At 35.2% G+C, this 22,215-nt stretch carries 25 protein-coding genes; 24 read left to right on the forward strand and 1 reads right to left on the reverse strand.

Features of this window, described 5'->3' with window-relative positions; translation table 11 throughout:
- The first annotated feature begins 31 nt into the window (after positions 1–31).
- From spoIIIAA to AMET_RS12420, 23 genes are all read left to right on the forward strand, one after another.
- Positions 32–1,072 carry a stage III sporulation protein AA gene (gene spoIIIAA, locus AMET_RS12310; protein WP_012063620.1) on the forward strand — a complete coding sequence of 347 codons (1,041 nt, stop codon included), beginning with the start codon at positions 32–34 and terminating at the stop codon, positions 1,070–1,072.
- Positions 1,073–1,594 (forward strand): stage III sporulation protein SpoIIIAB, encoded by a 522-nt coding sequence (gene spoIIIAB, locus AMET_RS12315; protein ID WP_012063621.1) that lies wholly within the window; start codon positions 1,073–1,075, stop codon positions 1,592–1,594. It begins immediately after the preceding gene.
- Positions 1,595–1,628: 34 nt separating this feature from the next.
- Positions 1,629–1,832: a stage III sporulation protein AC gene (spoIIIAC, locus tag AMET_RS12320; protein ID WP_012063622.1), complete on the forward strand. Its 204-nt coding sequence runs from the start codon at positions 1,629–1,631 to the stop codon at positions 1,830–1,832.
- 12 nt (positions 1,833–1,844) lie between these two features.
- A complete protein-coding gene (gene spoIIIAD, locus AMET_RS12325) occupies positions 1,845–2,231 on the forward strand; it encodes a stage III sporulation protein AD (protein ID WP_012063623.1) in 387 nt (128 codons plus the stop codon).
- 12 nt (positions 2,232–2,243) lie between these two features.
- A complete protein-coding gene (spoIIIAE, locus tag AMET_RS12330; protein ID WP_041720764.1) occupies positions 2,244–3,416 on the forward strand; it encodes a stage III sporulation protein AE in 1,173 nt (390 codons plus the stop codon).
- 8 nt (positions 3,417–3,424) lie between these two features.
- Positions 3,425–4,048 carry a stage III sporulation protein AF gene (gene spoIIIAF / locus AMET_RS12335; protein WP_012063625.1) on the forward strand — a complete coding sequence of 208 codons (624 nt, stop codon included), beginning with the start codon at positions 3,425–3,427 and terminating at the stop codon, positions 4,046–4,048.
- 20 nt (positions 4,049–4,068) lie between these two features.
- Positions 4,069–4,659, forward strand: coding sequence for a stage III sporulation protein AG (gene spoIIIAG / locus AMET_RS12340; protein ID WP_012063626.1), 591 nt, complete (start codon positions 4,069–4,071; stop codon positions 4,657–4,659).
- 25 nt (positions 4,660–4,684) lie between these two features.
- The gene (locus tag AMET_RS12345) at positions 4,685–5,449 is read left to right on the forward strand and encodes a SpoIIIAH-like family protein (protein WP_012063627.1); all 765 of its coding nucleotides are present in this window, start codon (positions 4,685–4,687) and stop codon (positions 5,447–5,449) included.
- Positions 5,450–5,516: 67 nt separating this feature from the next.
- Positions 5,517–5,909 (forward strand): Asp23/Gls24 family envelope stress response protein, encoded by a 393-nt coding sequence (locus AMET_RS12350; protein ID WP_012063628.1) that lies wholly within the window; start codon positions 5,517–5,519, stop codon positions 5,907–5,909.
- Between the two features lie 187 nt (positions 5,910–6,096).
- Positions 6,097–6,516, forward strand: a complete 420-nt coding sequence (gene nusB / locus AMET_RS12355; protein WP_041720767.1) for a transcription antitermination factor NusB — start codon at positions 6,097–6,099, stop codon at positions 6,514–6,516.
- Positions 6,506–7,498, forward strand: coding sequence for a Kae1-like domain-containing protein (locus tag AMET_RS12360; protein WP_012063630.1), 993 nt, complete (start codon positions 6,506–6,508; stop codon positions 7,496–7,498). Before nusB ends, AMET_RS12360 begins: the two co-directional genes overlap by 11 nt.
- A gap of 52 nt (positions 7,499–7,550) precedes the next feature.
- Positions 7,551–8,783, forward strand: a complete 1,233-nt coding sequence (gene xseA / locus AMET_RS12365) for an exodeoxyribonuclease VII large subunit (RefSeq protein WP_012063631.1) — start codon at positions 7,551–7,553, stop codon at positions 8,781–8,783.
- Positions 8,764–8,991: an exodeoxyribonuclease VII small subunit gene (xseB, locus tag AMET_RS12370; protein ID WP_012063632.1), complete on the forward strand. Its 228-nt coding sequence runs from the start codon at positions 8,764–8,766 to the stop codon at positions 8,989–8,991. Before xseA ends, xseB begins: the two co-directional genes overlap by 20 nt.
- 2 nt (positions 8,992–8,993) lie before the next feature.
- Positions 8,994–9,881 carry a polyprenyl synthetase family protein gene (locus tag AMET_RS12375; protein WP_012063633.1) on the forward strand — a complete coding sequence of 296 codons (888 nt, stop codon included), beginning with the start codon at positions 8,994–8,996 and terminating at the stop codon, positions 9,879–9,881.
- Between the two features lie 15 nt (positions 9,882–9,896).
- On the forward strand, positions 9,897–10,346 hold the full coding sequence (locus tag AMET_RS12380) for a divergent PAP2 family protein (protein WP_012063634.1): 450 nt from the start codon (positions 9,897–9,899) through the stop codon (positions 10,344–10,346).
- A 736-nt stretch (positions 10,347–11,082) separates the two neighbouring features.
- Positions 11,083–11,715 carry a hypothetical protein gene (locus tag AMET_RS12385; RefSeq protein WP_198135340.1) on the forward strand — a complete coding sequence of 211 codons (633 nt, stop codon included), beginning with the start codon at positions 11,083–11,085 and terminating at the stop codon, positions 11,713–11,715.
- Positions 11,712–13,622 carry a 1-deoxy-D-xylulose-5-phosphate synthase gene (dxs, locus tag AMET_RS12390; protein ID WP_012063636.1) on the forward strand — a complete coding sequence of 637 codons (1,911 nt, stop codon included), beginning with the start codon at positions 11,712–11,714 and terminating at the stop codon, positions 13,620–13,622. Before AMET_RS12385 ends, dxs begins: the two co-directional genes overlap by 4 nt.
- Before the next feature lie 14 nt (positions 13,623–13,636).
- Entirely contained in the window at positions 13,637–14,440 is an 804-nt protein-coding gene (locus tag AMET_RS12395; protein WP_012063637.1) for a TlyA family RNA methyltransferase, read from the forward strand.
- 148 nt (positions 14,441–14,588) lie between these two features.
- Complete coding sequence (locus AMET_RS12400) at positions 14,589–15,038, forward strand: arginine repressor (protein ID WP_012063638.1); 450 nt, start codon at positions 14,589–14,591, stop codon at positions 15,036–15,038.
- A gap of 14 nt (positions 15,039–15,052) precedes the next feature.
- Positions 15,053–16,762, forward strand: coding sequence for a DNA repair protein RecN (recN, locus tag AMET_RS12405; RefSeq protein ID WP_012063639.1), 1,710 nt, complete (start codon positions 15,053–15,055; stop codon positions 16,760–16,762).
- A 190-nt stretch (positions 16,763–16,952) separates the two neighbouring features.
- Positions 16,953–18,233 (forward strand): SpoIVB peptidase, encoded by a 1,281-nt coding sequence (gene spoIVB / locus AMET_RS12410; RefSeq protein WP_012063640.1) that lies wholly within the window; start codon positions 16,953–16,955, stop codon positions 18,231–18,233.
- Positions 18,234–18,383: 150 nt separating this feature from the next.
- Positions 18,384–19,181: a sporulation transcription factor Spo0A gene (gene spo0A / locus AMET_RS12415; protein ID WP_012063641.1), complete on the forward strand. Its 798-nt coding sequence runs from the start codon at positions 18,384–18,386 to the stop codon at positions 19,179–19,181.
- Positions 19,182–19,327: 146 nt separating this feature from the next.
- Complete coding sequence (locus AMET_RS12420; RefSeq protein ID WP_012063642.1) at positions 19,328–19,906, forward strand: 3'-5' exonuclease; 579 nt, start codon at positions 19,328–19,330, stop codon at positions 19,904–19,906.
- Positions 19,907–20,011: 105 nt separating this feature from the next.
- On the opposite strand, the gene AMET_RS12425 is transcribed toward AMET_RS12420, so the two are convergent.
- Complete coding sequence (locus tag AMET_RS12425; RefSeq protein ID WP_012063643.1) at positions 20,012–20,836, reverse strand: RecX family transcriptional regulator; 825 nt, start codon at positions 20,834–20,836, stop codon at positions 20,012–20,014.
- A 244-nt stretch (positions 20,837–21,080) separates the two neighbouring features.
- Between AMET_RS12425 and steA the strand changes: the two genes are divergently transcribed.
- Positions 21,081–22,202: a putative cytokinetic ring protein SteA gene (gene steA, locus AMET_RS12430; RefSeq protein WP_012063644.1), complete on the forward strand. Its 1,122-nt coding sequence runs from the start codon at positions 21,081–21,083 to the stop codon at positions 22,200–22,202.
- Positions 22,203–22,215: the final 13 nt, after the last annotated feature.

Raw genomic sequence — 22,215 nt, forward strand, 5'->3', positions numbered from 1 at the left:
AATATCTATTTATATAAAGGAGGGACATGTTGTGAGACATCAAAACCAGAGTATTAATTTTATCAAAAAAGAACTTATAAATAGTGCTGTTGAGCAACTTCAACAATACCTATGTCCTGAGATCAGAGAAGTCATCAATAAAATACCCTTGGAATTTAAAGAAGTGATGGAAGAAATAAGATTAAGAGCTAATCAGCCATTGATGGTAGGTGGGAATGGACAAGACTATTTTGTAACAGAACAAGGTCAATTAGAGCGCAATGAGTATTTAGGCCATGTAGTCAAGAGGATTAATATTCAAAATACACTACAATTCATATCAAATTATTCAATTTACTCCGTAGAAGATGAATTGAGAAATGGTTATATTACAGTTGAAGGAGGTCACCGGATCGGTATCGTTGGAAAAGCTGTAAAAGATAAAACAGGGGTAAAAACCCTAAAGGATTTTACAGGACTGAATATTAGAGTTGCAAGAGAGAAAAAAGGTATTGCTTTACCATTACTATCCCATCTAATTGACCATAATCATGAGATGTTAAATACCCTCATTGTTTCGCCACCACAATGTGGGAAAACAACATTACTAAGAGATATCATCAGAAATATTAGCAGAGGTGTTGAAGAGATTTCTTTAAAAGGACACAAGGTAGGCGTTGTGGATGAACGTTCTGAAATTGCAGCATCCTTCCAAGGAGTCGCACAAAATGATTTAGGCCCAAGAACGGATGTATTAGATGCCTGTCCAAAGGCCATAGGCATGATGATGTTAATACGTGCCATGTCACCAGATGTCATCGCTACTGATGAAATTGGGAGACACGAGGATGGCATGGCAATAGAAGAAGCAATCATGGCTGGAATAAAACTAATTACAACTGTGCATGGCAATTCACTAGATGAAATATTAGGTAGAAAAGTAATTGGTCATTTGATTCAAGATAAAATTTTCCATCGAATCATATTTCTATCCAATAAAAATGGCCCTGGGACCATAGAAAAAATCCTTGATGGTGAAAGTTTATCTCAATTAAAAATGTCACCCTTATTATTAAAAGGAGTGGTGGGTTAAATGATACTTAAGCTGTTATTATCTATACTTATCGTAATCTGTAGTGGATTAATCGGAATCATATATGCCAAAGCATATATAGATCGGAGCAAATTACTAAGAGATTTGATTTCTACATTACAAATGTTAGAGACAGAAATCATGTATGGAGCCACGCCCTTACCAGAACTAATGGTTTTATTGGCTGCAAAATCAGAAAGGGAAATCGCAAGATTGTTTCAGATGACAGCTCACAATTTACAAAAACATGATGGACATACCTTCGCGTCAGTATGGCGGAAATCTGTTAATGTCATGGGAAAAGAAACAGTGTTGAAAGAAAGGGATATTGCTTTATTGGTCTCTTTAGGAAATAATCTTGGGATTTCTGATCAAGAAAATCAAGTAAAGCATATCAGGTTAACAATGGAAGAGATGAGAAGAAACTATGACGAAGCTATTATGCTACAGCGTAAAAATGAAAAGTTGTATAAAAGTCTCGGAGTGTTGTTTGGATTAACAGTCGTAATTGTTTTCTTTTGATTTATACAAAAGGTTAAATAGAGGAGGTAAAATCATGATTATGAATGTAGATTTAATTTTTAAAATAGCGGCAATTGGCATTGTTGTGGCTGTTTTAAATCAGGTGTTAATCCGAGCAGGAAGAGAAGAACAGGCTATGATGACTACTTTAGTGGGAATTGTTGTTGTGTTGACCATGGTTATTAATCTAATCAATAATCTATTTGACACAGTTAAAACAATGTTTCAATTGTATTAAGGATGTGATGAAATGGAAATTTTTCAAGTTGTTGCTATAGGCTTGGTTGCTGCTATTTTATCAGTCGTATTGAAAAATCAGAAGCCAGAGATTGGTATGTACATTAGTATTGTTACTGGGCTTATCATCTTCTTTTTTATTGCAACTAAACTGCAGGCAGTTATTGAAATCTTAAGTCAGCTAGCAACTAAAATTAATCTAGATAGTGTCTATCTTTCTACGATTCTGAAGATAGTGGGGATTGCATACATTGCTGAATTTGGATCACAAGTTTGTAAGGATGCCGGTGAAGGATTAATTGCTTCTAAAATAGAATTTGCAGGTAAAATTTTGATAATGGTGATGGCAGTTCCAATTTTGGTTTCGTTGATGGATTTAATTATAAATATGGTGCCCTAGGATGTGAAGCATATGAAGAAGCTTATTTTTCTTGTAATAGGAATAATGATAATGATGTTATCAGTAAGCTGGGCTGATGAAGGAAGCTTAACTACAGATGACATCATTGCAAGTCAAATTAACAAATTAGATACCGACGAATTACAACAGATTATGAATAGCATTAACCAAGATGCAGAAGGATATTTTCCTAGTATAGAAATAAAACCACTCATCTTTAAAATCATTAAAGGTGAAGAGGTCTTATCCCTGAAAGAGATCAGCCAAGCTGTTTTAGGATACTTATTTAAAGAAGTTCTCATCAACTGGAGATTACTTGGACAAATTGTTATATTGGCGGCTATATATGCTGTTTTAAGTAATTTGCAAAGTGCATTTGAAAATGATGCTGTGGCTAAGCTAGCCTATACTGTATGCTATTTGGTCATCATTTCTATCACAATACAAACCTTTATGATTGCTATTAATATAGGAAGAGACGCAATTACATCAATGGTCACTTTCATGCAGGTTTTATTACCCATACTACTTGCATTATTGATGGCCATGGGAGGCATCGCAACCTCAGCTTTTTTTCATCCCGTATTATTAGCATCAATCGGTTTAATTGGAACCATTATACAAAATGTAGTTCTACCCTTAATCTTTTTTTCGGCTATTCTGGCAGTTATCAATAACTTTACACACAAGATCCAAATCACAAAGCTAGCTAGTCTACTGAAACAAGCAGCCATAGTCATTCTTGGGTTCGTACTAACGACTTTTGTTGGAATCATTACAATCCAAGGGATAACAGCATCAACGGTGGATGGCATTACCATTAGAACAGCAAAGTTCGCTGTAGATAAATTTATACCTGTTGTGGGTGGGTTCTTATCAGATGCTGTTGATACTGTAATCGGCTGCTCTTTGCTACTAAAGAATGCTGTTGGCGCCATTGGATTGCTCACTATATTCTTAATTTGTTTGATTCCCATGATCAAAATTTTAGCATTGGTCATTATTTACAAATTAAGTGCAGCGATTATAGAACCCATTGCAGATAAACAATTAGTTGATTGTCTCAACAGTATGAGTAACTCATTGGTAATACTTTTTGCAACTGTATCCTCTGTAGCCATTATGTTTTTCATAACCATAACAATTATTGTTGCAACAGGTAATATCACAGTGATGATGAGGTAGGTGATAAGATGGAAATGATTAGAGAATGGGTTGTAACGATATTGTCTGTCATTATTTTTGTAACCTTCATAGAAATTTTAATCCCTAATTCAAATTACAAAAGGTATGTCAATGTCGTAATAGGGTTATTGGTGATGGTTATTATTCTAAGTCCTCTCAATAAGCTAATAAGAGGCGACGTAGATATGACGGAAAGTATGCTTGAGACCTCTCAAAAAATAGAACATTTAACGATGGAAAAAAGACTTGATAGCTATGAAGCACATCAAAGTGAAATGATTATTGGAGTATATGAGGATAATCTAAAGAAACAGATTAAAATGCGAATCGAAGATAGAATGGATTATCGTGTGGCATCTATAGATTTAGACATTGAAGTAAAGGATCAAGCAAATCTAGGACACATTAATGAAATATCATTAACTTTGCATTCCCAAGCAAATGAAGTGATTGAAAATGCAAATATAGAGCTCGTAAAAGTTAGTGTTCAAATAAGTGAAAAAAATAATAATACTCAGGACATTAAAAGCATATCCATAAGTAATGAAGAAGAGGATGTAATAAGGGAACTAAGTGACTATTACAACATAGCAAAAGACAACGTTTTTGTACAAATACTTAAGGAAAATTAGAGAACAAGGGGAGGATACAAATGAGTGAGAGAAAATGGGATGAAGTACTAAAGGGGTTACTGTCAAAAAAGTATGTGGCTAATATAATTGTACTTATGGCGATAGCAGTTATTGCATTAATTGTTTCCAGTGATTTTCTTGCCCCAAACACGAAGCCAAATAACATTCAAAGCGACCCATTGGGAGACACACTGGTTCAACAAAATCAAGGTAATCTAACAGATGAAGAGCGGATAGAAGGGAGGCTAAAGGCAATATTAGAGAATATTCGTGGAGCAGGAACTGTAGAAGTCATGATTACCTTTGAGATAGGACCTGAAATTATTCCTGCTTCAAATGTTGTACAATCTCAGGATTTGACTGAGGAAAAAGATGCCAATGGCGGCGAAAGGACTATCACTTCAACAAACACAAATGAGACAATCGTCACCACAAATGATAGTGGTGGGAATAACCCCCTGGTATTGAAAGAAATCAAACCACAGATCAATGGCGTGATTGTCGTTGCACAGGGGGCGGAAAATGCTGAAGTGAAAAGGAAACTGTATGATGCAGTTAGAACCGTTTTACAGGTGTCTGGACATAAAGTCCAAATTTATCCTAAAAAATAATAGAATTGATTGAGGGGGAATGGAAATGAAAATTAACATCCATAGAAGAAAAAACTTTGTAATATTGTCCTTGATTCTGATGTTGGGTCTCATTGGATATGTCAACTATAGTCTAAATAAGCAATCCTTACTTCAAACATCTAATGAACTTGAAAAATACGAACTGGGTATGTTAGAAGAGAGTGGAATGCTACGGGAGTTGTTAGATGATGAAGAAGAAGTGTTTAATGAAGAAGACCCCGAGGGGATAGAGGATGAATTAGGAGATATAGAGACAGAAGAATCAGGCGATGTAGAGACAGAAGAAATGTCTTTTGACGAACCACGTATGAACAATGCCACCATAGTAGATAGTTTAGACAATAATCAAGTAATAGATATTGCACAAGAAACCAGTGCAGAAATTGCACAAGTGATTACAAGTAAGGAAACCATGAGAAGTTCTGCCTATTTCATTGAAAGTAAGCTAGAAAGAGACAAAAAACGTAGTGAAATGATGAATAGCTTATCTGAGATGATAAATAATACCAATACCAGTCAAGCCATGAGAGGTCAGGCAGAAGACATAAAGCTACAGGTGATTGTTAGTACAGAAACAGAAGTATTTATAGAAAATATGATTATGGCAAAAGGCTTTAATGATGCAATTGTATACCTATCAGATGAATCAATTAGTATTGTGGTTCAAAGTCAGCAATTAACAGAAAAAGATGTTGCTCAGATCGTAGACATAGTCAGAAGAGAAACCGATATTACCATGGATAAAATAATTATAATGAATAAAGATTAGAACTGTTTGTCAATAAAGTCGGAATTTGGTATAATGAAGCTATAAAGAACACTCAGGAGGTGAAGAAGTGGATCATGTGGATAATTTAGAGTATGGAGAAGTGAAAATCGCTGATGAAGTAGTTGCCACCATAGCAGGCTTAGCAGCTACTGCAATAAAAGGTGTTGCCGGAATGAGTGGAGGATTAGCTGGTGGTATTGCTGAAATGCTCGGTAAAAAAAGTTTATCAAAGGGTGTAAAGCTAGAAGTGAAAGAACGCGATGCATCAATTGATCTATATATTATCTTAGAATATGGAACAAAGATTCCAGATGTTTCTTGGGAGATACAAAACAATGTAAAAAAAACCATTGAAACCATGACAGGTCTTTCGGTATTAGAAGTGAATATACACGTACAAGGAATCAACTTTCCAAAAGAGGAAAAAGAACAAGAAGTAAAAACGCAACCAAACAAATAATGCTAAAACTAACCCTCTGATACCAGAGGGTTAGTTTTAGCTATTCAACAAAATGGACAGGCTATATGGGGGTATCATACATCACTGGAAACTATTTTATCCCATGGTGTTTAAAATGCTTCACTATATCGAACAATATATACTAATAATATAGAATAACTGAGTGTTATATTTAGGAGGGAAAAACGTGAGTCGTAAATTAGCAAGGGAATTTTGTATGAAAGTTTTATTTGAAATGGAAATGAACAATGAAATGAATGTAGAAAGCATCAAATTATACATGGATAGAGAACCACAAAAAATAGAGCAACAGGAATATGTACATACCAGCATTACTAAAACAATAGAAAATTTAGAAGAAATTGACACCTATATAAAGCAGTATTCAAAGGGCTGGAAGTTGAATCGAATTGCAAATGTAGATTTGGCTATATTAAGATTGGCCTTAACAGAAATGCTGCATATGGGTGAAATTCCCTATCGTGTATCGGTCAATGAAGCCATTGAATTAGGCAAAAAGTATAGTGCTGAAGAGTCTGCCTCCTTTATTAATGGGATTTTAGGAAGATTTATAGAAGAAGAAGAAGGAATTAAGAATGACGACTAGGAAGCAGGCTATACTTGGAATTGATACTTCTAACTATATGACTTCACTAGCTATTATGAATTTACAAGGAGCCCTTTTAAGTGAAGAAAGAAGTCTCTTACCTGTAAAAACAGGAAATCTGGGATTAAGACAGTCCGATGCTTTATTTCATCATATTAAAAACTTGCCGGTGCTATGTAAAAAACTGATGCAACAAGTTGATTCCATTAATATTGTTGGAATCAGTGCCTCGGTAAAGCCAAGACCTTTGGCGGACTCTTATATGCCTGTGTTTTTAGCATCACAGTCTTTTGCAACTTCAATGGCAAGTTTGATGAATGTCCCATTCTATTCTTTTAGTCACCAGGAAGGTCATATTGAAGCTGGTTTCTGGTCACAAGCGAGAACCTGCACCCAAGAATTTTTAGTTTTACATATATCTGGAGGAACAACAGAAATGTTAAAGGTAGTACCCTATGACAACAGATATGATATAGAGATTGTTGGAGGTTCTAAAGATATTAGTGCGGGACAATTAATCGATCGAATCGGTGTCAGGTTAGACATGCCTTTCCCTGCAGGACCTCATTTAGAAAGTCTTAGTTTGGAATGGCAGGGCCCTAAAATAAAACTTCCTATATCAGTTAAAGAAGGATGGGTTAACTTTTCTGGATTAGAAACCCATATTACAAGATTGCTGAATCAAGAGTATAGTAGTCAACAAATTGCCAGTTCTTTATTTCATACAATCGGTCAATCTTTAGTGTTGATGATTAAGACTGCCAAGTTTCAGAGTCTTATTAAAACTGCACTGGTGGTTGGAGGTGTTGCATCGAACCAACAGATTAGGACTTTGATAGAAAAAGAATTATCTAGTGAAAACATCGAAGTACTTTTTGGACAAACCCAATATTGTTCAGATAATGCAGTGGGAATTGCAGCATTAGGAGTAAAGTCATATCTCAATAGAAATCAGACCCATTCTGAAAAATCAGAAACCTAATTATATTTACAATATCAATTAATAAGTTGAGTAATGGAGGATATTAAAAATAATGCAGATAAAAGCGCTGAGTGTATCGGAAATTAATCACTATATTAAGCGAATTATGATTAACGATCCAATCCTTTCTAACGTTTACATAAAGGGAGAGATCTCAAATTATAAACTCCATAGTAGTGGACATATATACTTTACCTTGAAAGATGAAAAGAGCAGAGTCAGTTCTGTGATGTTTAAAACCAATACGGAACAATTGAAATTTTTACCTGAAGAAGGAATGCAAGTCCTATGTAGGGGATACATATCCCTTTATGAACGAGGGGGACTGTATCAATTTTATGTAGATCACATGGAAGCTGCAGGTGTGGGTGCGTTATATTTAGCCTATCAACAGCTTAAAGAAAAGTTAGAAAAACAAGGTTATTTCGATGGAAAATTTAAAAAGGAAATACCACTTATTCCTAGAAAAATAGCTGTGGTGACATCGCCCACCGGGGCAGCGGTTAGAGATATTATCTCTGTTATAAAGCGAAGATTTCCCCATGTGGAGATATATTTGTTTCCAGTATTAGTGCAAGGGGACCGAGCAGCACCGTCCATTGCAAGGGCAGTGGAGTTGTTGAATTTGTTTGGAGGAATTGACGTTGCTATCATTGGTAGGGGTGGGGGATCTATAGAAGAACTCTGGCCATTCAATGAGGAAACTGTGGCTGAAGCAATATTTTCCAGTCAAGTCCCAATTATCTCTGCAGTAGGCCATGAAACTGATTTTACCATTGCAGATTTTGTTGCGGATTTAAGAGCACCCACTCCTTCGGTTGCAGCTGAGCGAGTTGTACCAGATGTAAAAGAGGTAGTAGAAAGATTAAATACACTTAAAGATAGACTAAATAAAACCTTAGTAAAAAGCATTGACGCAAAACGAAATCAATTGGGTATTATAAAAAGCAATTATTACTTTAAAAATCCTCTAAATATGATATATGATCGACAACAACATTTGGATATTCTGATGAAGGACTTGACAAGAAACATAAATGTTAAGAATAGTCTTTACTCAAATAACGTACATAGATTAGGAGAACGACTAAACAGCGTAAGCCCACTTTCTGTTTTTTCAAGGGGATATGCCCTTGCAGAGAACAAAAAAGGAGAACGAATTAAGACCATTAGTAATGTGAAATTAAAAGAGAGTATTACTGTTCAGTTAATAGATGGACAATTGTCATGTGAAGTGACAAATATTTTAAAGGAGGATAAGTTGGTTGGCAAAAATCAAATTTGAAGAAGGTATTAAAAAATTAGAAGAAATTATTAATCAATTGGAGAACAAAGAACAAGGCTTAGATGATGCCCTTGAACTTTTTCAAGAAGGGGTACGATTGTATCGGATTTGTAACGAGAAACTAACAGAAGCTGAAGAAAAAATTTCAGTTATGATAGAAGAAGGCAATCAATTGGTTGAAAGACCTTTTGAGGGTGGGGAGGAATAAAAATGGAATGCAAAGCGATCATGAAGGAATACCAAATTTTAACGGACAAGAAACTGCACCACTACCTAGACGTCAAAGAAGATAAAAACAAAACGGTCATAGATGCAATGAGATACAGCATTTTTGCAGGAGGTAAAAGACTAAGACCCATCGTAGCAATTGCTACTTATAATCTCTTTAAAGACAACCTAGAAGAAGTATTACCCTATGCCTGCGCACTGGAAATGATTCATACTTATTCATTAATCCATGACGATTTACCAGCCATGGATGATGATAACTACAGAAGAGGAAAGCTAACTAATCATAAGGTTTATGGAGAGGGAATTGCAATACTTGCAGGTGATGCGCTTTTGAACTATGCATTTGAAATTATGATTTCCCATGCTCGAACACAATCAAACGCCAATGTCCACCTTCAAGCAATAGAAGAAATTGCAAAGGCTGCTGGGATGAATGGCATGATTGGAGGACAAGTTGTAGACCTAGAGAGTGAGAATAAACAGGTCGATAAAAATACACTCAATTATATCCATTATAATAAAACTGCTGCTCTTATTATAAGTGCCTTCAAGGTAGGCGCAATTATTGCAGAAGCTACGGAAACAGACATTGCCCATATGAATTCTCTGGGAAAGAATATTGGATTAGCTTTTCAGATACAAGATGATATTCTAGATATTATTGGAGATGAAAAAAAATTAGGTAAGGATATTGGAAGTGATGTAGAAAATAATAAATCTACATATCCATCACTATATGGATTGCAAACTTCCATTGATGAGGTGAAGCGATTAACAACTAATGTAGATAAAGTACTCAATATCTATGGAAAAAGGTCACGCTTTTTACATGACTTGAGTCACTACTTGGTGAATCGAGAGGTCTAGTAAGGAGGAACAGTAGTGGGATTTTTTCATGGTATTGGTAATAATAAAATATTAGGGACTGCATTATTAGCTTGGTTTATTGCTCAAACGATAAAGGTAATTCATACCTTTATCGTAGATAAGCGATTTAACTTATCTAGATTTGTTGGCTCTGGAGGAATGCCTAGTTCTCATTCTTCCTTTGTAATGGGATTAACCACTGCGATCGGATTAGACAAAGGTTTTGATTCCGCTATTTTTGCTGTTTCCTTAGCGTTCTCTTTAGTGATTATGTATGATGCAGCTGGGGTTCGTAGAGCTGTTGGGAAACAGGCGATTATTTTAAACAGAATGATTGAGGATATCCATCATAAAAGAAAGTTAAAGTTAACAGAACAACGATTAAAGGAGCTTATAGGACATACTCCCATTGAAGTCCTAGCAGGAGCTATATTAGGGATTGTGGTGGCTAAACTAATGATTTGATAAATCCATTAAAATATGGTATAATATTAGGTGTTTTAGTAGTAGTGGTGCAGTATTCTAGTCAATTAACCTAGTTTGGAAGGCGGGGCTAAAAATCCGTTGAAGGGCACATCGATGAAGTTCCTGGTTTTGGCTGCCGACGCCCAGTTGGGGGTTATTTCTGGGAGTAAAGAGATGGGGGCGATCCACAATGGCATGTGGGCGATGACCCTCCCTCTGTGGAGACTACCTTAGAAACATTGTTTTAAAAGTGGGAGAAACCTGCAGAATATGAAAGACATAAACTGTAGTGTAGCCTGCCTTGAGTGGCATAGGTGGATAAGTAGATCAGTTTCTTGAAATCAGGGCCCGACGGAGAGGATCATCGCTATTTGAAACCTATGCTGCAAAAGAGGCTAAGAGTTAGCTTAATTGCTGAGGAAAACTCCTAGACTGTTCTTTTCTAGAAGTATATTAAGGATTACAGTGCGGACTAAGTGGTAATCCAGTCCTATCTCTGGCGACAAGATAGATATCATTTTAAAGGGAAACCGCTACTTTGGCGACAGGTAGTAGTGATTTGGGAAATCCAACTGGACCTAAGCCGTAAGATTTACTTAGTATACTACCACTACTATCAGCTGATAGCATAGAAGCTATCAGCTTTATATTTACATAAAACGAGACTTAATATATATAATCTTAATAATACACCAAATATAGGCGGTTACAATAATCATTTACAGGGGGGTATAATTTGTCCGATAAAAGCAACGGCGCTAAAAAAAGTAACTATAAATTGACTCATTACTGGGAAAAATATAACTTGAAATGGAGCGTTGTGATATCGATTTGGACTTTTTTCTTAGCAATGATTATAAGTGTCGCAGCTGAATTAATACTACGTAATACTGAAGTGCTTTTTTCTTTTTTTATACTTTTAATAATCATATTTGTTGGGGTGCTTAGCGATATCGTTGGTATAGCAGTTACCTCATCCTCTATAAAACCTTTCCATGCCATGGCTGCAAATAAGGTGGCCGGAGCCAAGTATGCAATTCAATTGGTGAAGAACGCTGGTCCAGTTTCTAATTTTTGTAATGATGTAGTGGGAGATATTTGTGGCATCATTAGCGGTGTTGCTGGAGCCAGTATTATATTACAAATGCCAAATCTACTGTTTCCTCTATCTAAGACCGTCTTAACAATTGTGATGAGTGGATTTGTCGCTTCATTAACAGTAGGAGGAAAGTCTATAGGGAAAAGTATTGCAATAGATCACTCAGAAAAAATTGTTTTTCAAGCAGGTAGATTTCTCAGTTTTCTTAATCGAAAACTTGATATAGAAGTGATTCCTAATAAAAGGGTAAATAAGAGGAAAGAGAGATGAGAAAAGTGTATCGATATTTAGAACAGATAAACTCTCCAGAGGACTTGAAGAAACTTAAGGAAAATGAAGTGAGATTATTAGCACATGACATTAGAAAATTCTTAGTTCAGTCAGTTTCAAAAACAGGGGGGCACTTAGCTTCAAATCTTGGGGTTGTCGAGTTAACATTAGCATTGCATACAATATATGATACACTGAAGGATAAAATCATTTGGGATGTGGGACATCAAGCCTATGTTCACAAAATATTGACTGGAAGAAGAGAGCAATTTAAAACATTGAGACAGTACAAAGGACTTAGTGGATTCCCTAAACGACATGAAAGTTCTCATGATCATTTCGACACGGGACATAGTAGTACATCCATTTCAGCTGCCCTAGGGTTGGCTAGTGCCCGGGATCTAAAAAAAGAAAAGCATGAGGTTGTAGCAGTAATTGGTGATGGCGCATTGACTGGCGGTATGGCATTTGAAGCCTTAAATCACGGAGGTCAAAGTAAAAAGAATATCACAGTTGTATTAAATGACAATGAAATGTCCATTTCACAAAATGTAGGTGGTTTATCTAACTACTTGAGTAAAATACGCACAGCACCTATCTACGCTAAAGTTAAAGATGATCTGGAGTTATTGTTGGGTAATATACCAGCAATAGGAAAAAGCGTGAAGAAAACAGCAGAAAAAGCAAAGGATAGTATCAAGTATTTTTTCGTACCAGGGATATTATTTGAGGAGCTTGGGTTTACATATATTGGGCCAATTGATGGTCATGATTATAATGCCTTATGTACAGCCATTAAAAATAGTAAGAATATCAAAGGACCGAAACTAATTCATGTGATTACTAAAAAAGGAAAAGGATATAAGCTAGCTGAAAAGTCACCAGCTGAATTCCATGGAGTCAGCCCATTTAAAATCGAAACAGGCAAGCCTATTTCTTTAACAAAAAACCTATCTTTTTCAGAGGTTGCAGGAAACACTTTAATAGAAGCCGCAAAAACCAATCCACGTATTGTTACGATTACAGCTGCCATGCCTTCAGGAACAGGACTGGCTGATTTTGCTGAACAGTTTCCTGAACGTTTTTTTGATGTTGGCATCGCTGAACAGCATGCTGTGACCTTTGCAGCGGGTATGGCTGCTGAAGGGTACAAGCCTTTCTTCGCTGTGTACTCAACGTTTTTGCAACGGGCTTTTGATCAAGTGATTCATGATGTATGCATACAGAATCTTCCTGTTACATTTCTCATCGATCGAGCCGGATTAGTTGGAAATGATGGAGAAACCCATCATGGTGTTTTTGATATTTCATTTTTATCGTGTATACCTAATCTGACTATTTTAGCGGCAAAGGATGGCAATGAACTTCAGGCCATGATTCAGTTTGCTGAAAAGCATGAGGGACCTGTAGCCATTCGATATCCAAGGGGCACCACGGCACTTGATAAAGAAAAGAGCATTTTGCCTATTCAACTAGGTAAAGGGGAAGTAATCTGTGATTGGGGTAAAGATGCACTTATTCTCACTGTAGGGAACATGAATGAAATAGGAGTGGCATTATGCCAGCAATTGAACAATAAAGGAATTGGAGCAACAGTCATTAATCCTAGATTTATTAAACCGATAGATCAACATTTAATTTTACAACATGCTAAATCTCATAAACGCATTTATGTACTAGAAGATAATGCTAAAATCGGAGGATTTGGAGAGCAAATTAGGTCTTTCTTAAATGAATACGAAGTCTACAAACCAGTCAAGCTTTTTGCTCTTCCAGATGCATTTATTGAACAAGGAAATGTTGCTCTTCTTTATAAGGATTGTAAATTAAATCAAGAAGAAATATTCACTGAAATTTATCAAGACTTTACAAAGGGTATCATAGGAAAATTGGCAATAACACGATAATTAGGAGTGTGCTTATGGGTAAGAAAGTAAGGATTGATTTGCGATTAGTAGAAGAAGGCTACTTTGATAGCAGGGAAAGAGCTAAAAGCTCTATTATGGCAGGGGTTGTTTTAGTTGATCAGCAGGTGATTGATAAACCTGGTACAAAGGTTGACGAAGATCTGCCTATTAAAATAAAGGGTAATCCCATACCCTATGTAAGCCGTGGTGGCTTAAAGCTACAAAAGGCCATGGAGGAGTTTCAATTGAATTTGCAAAATAAAGTTTGTATGGATATTGGAGCTTCTACCGGAGGATTTACAGATTGTATGCTTCAAAAAGGTGCTAAAAAAGTGTATGCAATTGATGTTGGATATGGTCAACTAGACTGGAAGCTTAGACAGGATGAGCGTGTCATCTCGATGGAAAGAACAAATATTCGTTATGTGACTCCTACAGATATAACTGAAGAGCCGGACTTCGCATCAGTTGATGTATCCTTTATATCCCTAAGGCTTGTTCTACCGGTCATCAAAAATCTCTTGTGCTCCAATGGAGAGATTATTGCATTAATCAAACCTCAATTTGAAGCAGGTAGAGAAAAAGTTGGGAAAAAAGGTGTTGTGCGTGATATTCAAGTGCACGAAGAGGTTGTGAAGGAAATTTATGACTTCGCAAAGGAACATGAATTGTATACCCACGGATTGAGTTACTCACCAATTAAAGGGCCTGAAGGAAATATAGAGTATTTGATATATTTGAAAACCAACAGTGAAGGATCTATTATTAGTGAAGATCAAATAAAAGCGGTCGTTCAAGCTTCTCATAGCCAGCTATAGTGGGAGATAATTAAGTGATTTATGAAGAAATTTGAAGGAATTTATTTTCCTGTGGAGAATAGTTAATCGTAAGGTATATGATTATACAAAAAATTCCATACTTAAGATGAATAATGATAGGATTAAATCATTTAAGAGGAGGCTTATTATGAAATATAGCAGGCATGCGAAGATATTGGAAATTATTGATACCATGGAAATTGAAACACAGGAGGAATTATCAGAAGAATTACGAAAAATTGGATTTAATGTAACCCAGGCTACAGTATCAAGAGATATAAAAGAGCTACGCTTGATAAAAGTTTTATCCAAAAGCGGTAATTATAAATATGCTACTTTACGAAGTCAGGAAAATGTCTTATCAGATCGACTGGTTAGACTATTTAAGGATTCAATCTTATCTATTGAGTATGCTGGAAATATAATGGTTATGAAAACCTTGGCAGGTGCTGCCCAAGCTGCTGCATCAGCAATTGATGCAGTAGATTTAAAAGGCGTAATGGGAACGATTGCAGGTGACGATACAATATTTGTTGTAGTTAGAGATCAGGATCAAATGCAGGAGATTGAAGAGAAATTTAGAAGGTTAACAAAATAGATTGGAGGGGCCGTATGCTGTTAGAACTAGAGGTGAGCAACTTTGCATTGATTGATCAATTACATATACAGTTTGAAAACGGCCTAAATATTTTAACTGGTGAAACCGGTGCAGGAAAATCCATTATTATCGATGCGGTCAATATGGTCATCGGTGCTAGAGCAGACCGAGAACTAGTTAGAACAGGGGCTAATAAGTGTACAATACAGGGAATTTTTAGCTTGGAAAATAAGGTAGAATTAGTAAGAATGCTTAGTAATTATGGAGTTGATATAGATGAAGAGGAAAATTTAATTATTACAAGAGAAATTTATGCCAGTGGCAGAAGCATATGTCGTTTGAATGGTGTCATTGTTCCACTGAATATATTAAATAAAGCCACAAGAAGACTGATCGATATCCATGGACAACATGAGCATCAATCTTTACTTGAAACCCACAATCATATTGATATGTTAGATGCCTATGGAGGCGAAAAAACTGCCGACTATTTATCTAAAATCAATGAGAGATATCAGCGACTTATTCAAGTGCAAAACAAACTAAAAAGTATTTGTTATGATGAAATGGAAAGAGAGCGTCAGATTGATCTCTTACGATTTCAAATAGAAGAGATTGATATGGCGGCCCTCATTCCTGGTGAAGAGGAGGATTTGTCAAAACAAAAAGAAATTGTTGCCAATAGCGAGAAAATTTTTTCTACTCTTTCAAATGTATATAATAACTTGTATGGAGGCACATCGGATTCTGCCATAGTCGATACCCTTGCCACAATTATAATTGGAATTGAACAGATTGCAAGCTATGATCCTGCACTTCGAGAATTTCATGAGTCTTTGCAAGAATTGCAATATAAAATAGAAGATATCACAATGGGTGTTAGAAACTATCGTGATACAATTGACTTTGATCCATTATTATTAGAAGACATTGAACAAAGACTCGACACCATTAACCATCTAAAAAGAAAGTATGGTGTATCCATAAAGGAGATACTAAATTACCGTCATAATATTCAAGCTGAATTAGAACAATATGAAAACAATGAATTTGAAATTATAGGACTAAAAGATGAAATAGTGCTTATGAAAAATGAGTTGAAGGAACTTGCTTTAGCCATGAGTCAGCTTAGGATAAAAACAGCTGATATATTTGAAAAACAAATTACGGCTATATTAGAAACCCTAAATATGGGGAAGGTTTCTTTTGAAGTATCCATTATCCAACGGCAAGATCATCTAGGCGAAATGCTTTTTACTTCTAAGGGAATAAATGATGTGGAATTTTTGATTTCAACTAATTTAGGAGAGCCATTAAAATCATTATCAAAGATTGCCTCTGGTGGTGAAATGTCTAGAATTATGTTAGCATTCAAAACAATTCTGGCTGATGTAGACCATATGCCGACTTTAATATTTGATGAAATTGATACAGGAATCAGTGGCAGGACAGCACAAATCGTAGGGGAAAAATTATATGACATTTCTAAAAAACATCAAGTGCTTTGCATTACACATCTTCCACAAATAGCAAGCATGGCAAATTATCACTATTTAATCGAAAAGAAGGAAAAAAATGATACAACACAAACAACAATCAGTAAATTAGATAAAGAACACCGGGTTCAAGAATTAGGAAGATTGTTGGGGGGAGAATTAACCGAAATCACCCTAAAGCATGCAGAAGAAATGATTAATCAAGCTTACCTTAAACGAAACGCTTAGGTTTCAGGTAAGCTTTTTTTATGTTTGAAATCATAAAATACTGAAAAATAAAAGTTAAAAAAGGAGGATAGTGACAACTTTAATATATTTTATATATTATAATCAATCTCCAAATAAGCCAAATTAATAGTAATCATAAAACAATGCTTTTTATTTTAAAATGATTACATTTGGTAGGAGCGTGATTCCTGTGAATTATTTCAAAAGAAAATCAATATTTGCTATTTCTTTTTTTTGTATAATAATTATCGCACTGGTTTATGGATTTACATTTCAAGTATTAAAGCAAATTCCACAAGAATACAATATCTCCGTAGGGGATGAGCATATACTCAATGCACATTTCCCTCTTAGTTTTTCTATGACAGTGGATACTGAGTCAATTATAGAATTAACCAAGTTAAATCAGAAAAGAAGAATCCAAAATCAATTTGAACTTAGAACCGTGGATAAGGGAACTGCACATTTAGACTTGAAAATATTAGGGTTTGTACCCTATCGAACCATTAAAGTTAATGTGGTACCGAAATTACACTTAATACCAGGTGGGCAATCTATTGGCGTAAAACTGAATACAGAAGGCGTTTTAGTTGTGGGTATTGCAGAAATCCAAGATGATAACAGTATCAATCACAATATAGCAGAGGCAAACGATATACGTATAGGAGATTCTCTGATGTACATTGATGGAAAATCCATTAATGACGCAGGACATGTGGCTGAATTAGTTCAAGGAAGTGATGGATCGGAGATGAAACTTACTTTTAAGAGAAATGGAAATGAGTTCACAAAAAATATTAATCCAGTCAAAGCTGCTGAAGGAGAAACTTATCGTTTGGGATTATGGGTTCGAGATAAAACTGCAGGAGTGGGAACGCTTACATTTTATGATCCAGTAAGCTACAAATTTGGTGCACTTGGCCATGGCATTACAGATATAGACACAGGAAATTTAGTAGCCATTAGAGATGGAGATATGATGAAATCTAGAGTTATATCTGTTGAACAAGGGCAAAGAGGTAAGCCAGGAGAAATAAGGGGCGTATTTCATGAAATGCATAATCCTATCGGGAGATTAGAAAAAAATACTGCTTTTGGAGTCTATGGAGAACTTTTTTCTAGTCTTGACAGTGATTTATATAATAATCCACTTCCCATAGCATTTCAACATGAAATTCAACAAGGACCTGCCCAGATACTAACCACAACAGAAGATAACGAAGTAAACATATATAATATTGAAATCGTAAGATTAAACGGTCAAAGCAAAGCTGACTCAAAAAGCTTAGTGATTAAAGTAACCGATGATACTTTATTGGAAAAAACAGGAGGTATAGTTCAGGGAATGAGCGGAAGTCCAATCATCCAGAATAATAAAATTGTGGGTGCAGTAACCCATGTGTTAGTAAACGATCCAACCAGAGGATATGGGATTTATATCGAATGGATGCTGGAACAAACCAATTATTAGAATAAAATGTTGTAGTATTTACAAGAATAGTATCGAATAAAGTATTACGCTTTTTTGGATAAAATTTCTGTAAAGGAAGGAAAAGATACTACATTGTCGAATCAATAAATAGAGTAGAGAAAAGAAAAGAGAAATTCAGGGGGGTTTATAGTGAAAAATAATATTAAAGTTTTAATTGCCGATGATAATAAAGATTTCTGTGATATTTTGAAGGAATATCTCCAAAGGCAAGCAGATATCGAAGTGGTTGGGATTGCAAAAGATGGTCTTGAGGCTGTAGAGCTTATTCAAGAAATGACACCAGATTTAGTTGTGTTAGATATCATTATGCCACATCTTGATGGACTAGGGGTATTAGAGCGATTAAATAAGCTCAATTTAGAAAGTTTTCCTAAGGTAATCATTCTATCTGCTGTTGGACAAGATAAGATCACCCAAAGAGCGATTAACCTTGGCGCTGATTACTATGTTATTAAACCATTTGACTTTGAAGTATTTATAGAAAGAATCAGAGAAATGACCAGTGGCATATCCCTACCAACAGAAAACAGAAGATACAATATGTCTGGGCAGACACCATTAGTAACGAATAACAGAAGCCTAGAAGCGGAAATTACAAACATTATACATGAGATTGGAGTTCCAGCTCACATCAAGGGATATTTATATTTAAGAGAGGCAATTACAATGGTTGTTGAAGATGTAGGACTTTTAAGTGCCGTTACTAAGGAATTGTATCCTTCCATTGGTAAGCGTTTTAACACAACCTCGAGTAGAGTAGAAAGAGCGATTCGCCATGCAATTGAAGTTGCGTGGAGTAGAGGTAAGGTAGACACAATAAACAACTTATTTGGATATACAGTTCATAATGATAAAGGAAAACCAACTAATTCAGAATTTATTGCAATGGTAGCAGATAAACTAAGGTTAGAACAAAGAATTGGATAGGACAGATTAAAATCACTGTAATTGAAAATGTATAAACACTTGATAATATTGGTGGTAGATTAATATTATCAAGTGTTTATTTTTCATGAAGATGTTAAAGAATAGTAATAGCAAATGAAAATTGAAATAGTAGGTGATTATAGAATATGAAATATATTATATTTGATTTTGAATTTAATTCTGCATTCCGAATAGATAGGAAGACAAAAAGACTGATGAAAGGAAATACAAATCCTTTATGTCCACAAGAAATCATTGAAATTGGTGCAGTCAAAACAAACGATGAATTTGAGATTGAAGAGACATTTCAAATGTTTGTTAGGCCTGTACTGTATACCAAACTCCATCCTAAGGTAAAGAAGAAAACGCAAATAACAAATGAGGATTTGTTAGGCGGAAAGTCCTTAAATTCTTCAATTACAGCACTACAACATTGGATTAATGAAGATGAATTCATTATGTGCTCCTGGGGCAAAGATGATATAAATGAATTAAAAAGAAACTGTAGTTTTTTTGAAATCCAAACCAATTGGATTGATAAATATTGTGACATACAGAAAATGTGTATGAATTACTTGGATTTGCCCAAGGGAAAACAAATAGGATTAAAAAAAGCAGTAGAAACTTTCAATATAGAAATAGACAGTCGTTTCCATAAGGCTTTAAATGACTCTATTTATACTGCTAAGATACTAAAGAAACTCAACTCTGATTGTTTGCTGTAAAAAGGTTATGTAAACTAATCGAGTGACCCTTTGAATTCGTTAAAGTGAGTGAAAAACATAAAAGATCCCTATGTGAGTGTTCATCCTTACATAGAGATCTTTTTATTAATCCAACAATTGTCTTGTGATCTGGGAAATAAGATCTTTCTCAAAGCCTTTTTGGTATAGTTTAGAAGAAATGATCTGTTTTAATTGGTAATTATTATCTACCTTGCTTTGGTGTTTTTGCAACACTTTTTCACCGATTTTTAATGCTTCTGTTTCATAGATATCTGATTTAGAAAAAATGATTGATTGCACTTCGGTATCGTGATCTAAAAAATTCTGGCACTGGTGAATAATCTCCCAGGAAAATCCTTTTGATGACAAACGAGCACTTAGTTTATTCTTCAGTTCTTTAATGGGTAGATTAGATTTGGCTAAAAAGAATTTTTTGCTTAGGTTCTTGGCAATCAAAATCTCGTCTTCTAGAGGTATGGTTTCAAGAGCTTGCTCTATATGTTCGTTTTTTACGCCCTTCTTCATCAGATCCTGTTTAACCAAAGACTTCCCCTTTCCTTGGTAGTTGATCTTGCTCTTTGTAAAGTCTATTGCAAACTGCTGATCATCTATATATTGATAATATGATAACTTAGCTAGTACCTCCTGAATTATTTCAGTACGATACTCTTTCTTTTCTAAATAATCATAAACTTCTTGCTTAGTTCTAGAACGATAGGATAAGTATGTTAAGGCTTTTTGAAATCCTTTTTTAATCTCGTCTTCTTTTATAATCTGTGAGAGCCTCACTGAATCCACTTGATCTCCTGTATGAATATGAAATTTAATGATCACTTCTTTATGGCATGAAAAAGCATATTTTTGATCAATATACACATTAACTCTGGTATCAGTTGATTTTTGAGGCTCAATTGCAGTTATTTGATTCAATCAATCACTCCCTTTTTGTAAAACGCTTTCACTTTTCAGTTTCGAACTGCCACTACCCTTATTATATTGAAAAAAAGTACAAAGTAAAAGGATGAAATCGTAATTAAATACAAAGCTCCTCAAACAGGTTCTCAGCTATCTTACCATTGTTTTAGAATATAAAAGTGATGCTAAGATGGAATCCTGAGAATGTTTATTAAAATTATACAAATACTAACTATAGAAAAAAGTGGAGGTAGCATTGATGATAATAAAGGGCAGAGTCAAAATGGATGAGAAAACCAAAGTATTGGTCAGTAGAATCAATACTGGCGAAATAGCAGTAATAAACCATAGGGACATCGATGAAGTCGCTGCTAACTCACTAGTCAAAAAAAAAATTGCTGCTGTTGTCAACTGTGAGCCTTCAATAAGCGGGCGTTATCCTAATCTAGGTCCTGGTATATTAAATAAAGCTAATGTTCCAATTTTTGATGTGAAGGAAGGAGATTTATTCAAAATACTTAAGGAAGGTCAGCTAATTAAAATTGAATCAGATAGCCTCTTCTATCAAGAAAAAAAAATTGCTACAGTTGAAGAGTTAACCAGTGCGAAAGTTGAAAGGTTACTCTGTGTGGCGGAAGAAAACATTGAAAAAGAATTAGGGAAATTTATTGTGAACACACTACGGTATGCATACAAAGAGAAAGATTTTATATTAGGAAAGTTATTGATACCAGATGTTAAAACCAGAATTAAAGGAAAGCATGTTCTTGTTGTGGTTAGAGGACAAAATTATCGTGAGGACCTAGGCACGATTCGCTCTTATATTAGTGAAGTCAAACCAGTTCTAATTGGTGTAGACGGAGGAGGGGATGCATTGCTTGAGTTTGGATTGATCCCGGATATGATTGTTGGAGATATGGATAGTATTACGGATGAATGTTTAATAAAGAGTAAAGAAATTATTGTGCATGCCTATCCAGATGGAAGAGCCCCAGGGATGGAGAGGGTACAGGATTTAAATCTAGAAGGGATTATATTTCCTGCACCAGGTACAAGTGAAGATATTGCCATGCTACTGGCATACGATAAAGGTGCAGACTTAATTGTGGCAGTAGGGGCACATTCAAACATGATCGATTTTTTAGAAAAAGGGCGTAAGGGTATGGCTAGTACTTTTTTAGTTCGAATGAAAATCGGTGGGAAATTGATTGATGCCAAAGGGGTTAATAAATTATATAAAAGTGTGTTTGAATTTAAACACATTATATGGCTAGTCTTAGCAGCCCTAATTCCTGTACTCATTATATTACTCATTTCACACCCCATACAAAGCTTAGTTAGGTTGTTGAGTATCAGGATTAGAATGTTTTTAGGTGTATAGATGGAGGAATGAG

This window comes from Alkaliphilus metalliredigens QYMF (genome assembly GCF_000016985.1).
Classification (GTDB): domain Bacteria; phylum Bacillota; class Clostridia; order Peptostreptococcales; family Natronincolaceae; genus Alkaliphilus_A; species Alkaliphilus_A metalliredigens.

What these genes read in the sequence shown, in the direction of transcription:
- AMET_RS12345 (WP_012063627.1), top strand. Translation starts at nt 4,685, where the DNA reads ATGAAAATTAACATCCATAGAAGAAAAAACTTTGTAATATTGTCCTTG.
- spoIIIAB (WP_012063621.1), top strand. Translation starts at nt 1,073, where the DNA reads ATGATACTTAAGCTGTTATTATCTATACTTATCGTAATCTGTAGTGGA.
- spoIIIAD (WP_012063623.1), top strand. Translation starts at nt 1,845, where the DNA reads ATGGAAATTTTTCAAGTTGTTGCTATAGGCTTGGTTGCTGCTATTTTA.
- xseA (WP_012063631.1), top strand. Translation starts at nt 7,551, where the DNA reads ATGCAGATAAAAGCGCTGAGTGTATCGGAAATTAATCACTATATTAAG.
- spoIIIAG (WP_012063626.1), top strand. Translation starts at nt 4,069, where the DNA reads ATGAGTGAGAGAAAATGGGATGAAGTACTAAAGGGGTTACTGTCAAAA.
- AMET_RS12420 (WP_012063642.1), top strand. Translation starts at nt 19,328, where the DNA reads ATGAAATATATTATATTTGATTTTGAATTTAATTCTGCATTCCGAATA.
- recN (WP_012063639.1), top strand. Translation starts at nt 15,053, where the DNA reads ATGCTGTTAGAACTAGAGGTGAGCAACTTTGCATTGATTGATCAATTA.
- AMET_RS12375 (WP_012063633.1), top strand. Translation starts at nt 8,994, where the DNA reads ATGGAATGCAAAGCGATCATGAAGGAATACCAAATTTTAACGGACAAG.
- dxs (WP_012063636.1), top strand. Translation starts at nt 11,712, where the DNA reads ATGAGAAAAGTGTATCGATATTTAGAACAGATAAACTCTCCAGAGGAC.
- AMET_RS12400 (WP_012063638.1), top strand. Translation starts at nt 14,589, where the DNA reads ATGAAATATAGCAGGCATGCGAAGATATTGGAAATTATTGATACCATG.
- AMET_RS12395 (WP_012063637.1), top strand. Translation starts at nt 13,637, where the DNA reads ATGGGTAAGAAAGTAAGGATTGATTTGCGATTAGTAGAAGAAGGCTAC.
- spoIIIAF (WP_012063625.1), top strand. Translation starts at nt 3,425, where the DNA reads ATGGAAATGATTAGAGAATGGGTTGTAACGATATTGTCTGTCATTATT.
- AMET_RS12360 (WP_012063630.1), top strand. Translation starts at nt 6,506, where the DNA reads ATGACGACTAGGAAGCAGGCTATACTTGGAATTGATACTTCTAACTAT.
- spoIIIAC (WP_012063622.1), top strand. Translation starts at nt 1,629, where the DNA reads ATGATTATGAATGTAGATTTAATTTTTAAAATAGCGGCAATTGGCATT.
- steA (WP_012063644.1), top strand. Translation starts at nt 21,081, where the DNA reads ATGATAATAAAGGGCAGAGTCAAAATGGATGAGAAAACCAAAGTATTG.
- spoIIIAE (WP_041720764.1), top strand. Translation starts at nt 2,244, where the DNA reads ATGAAGAAGCTTATTTTTCTTGTAATAGGAATAATGATAATGATGTTA.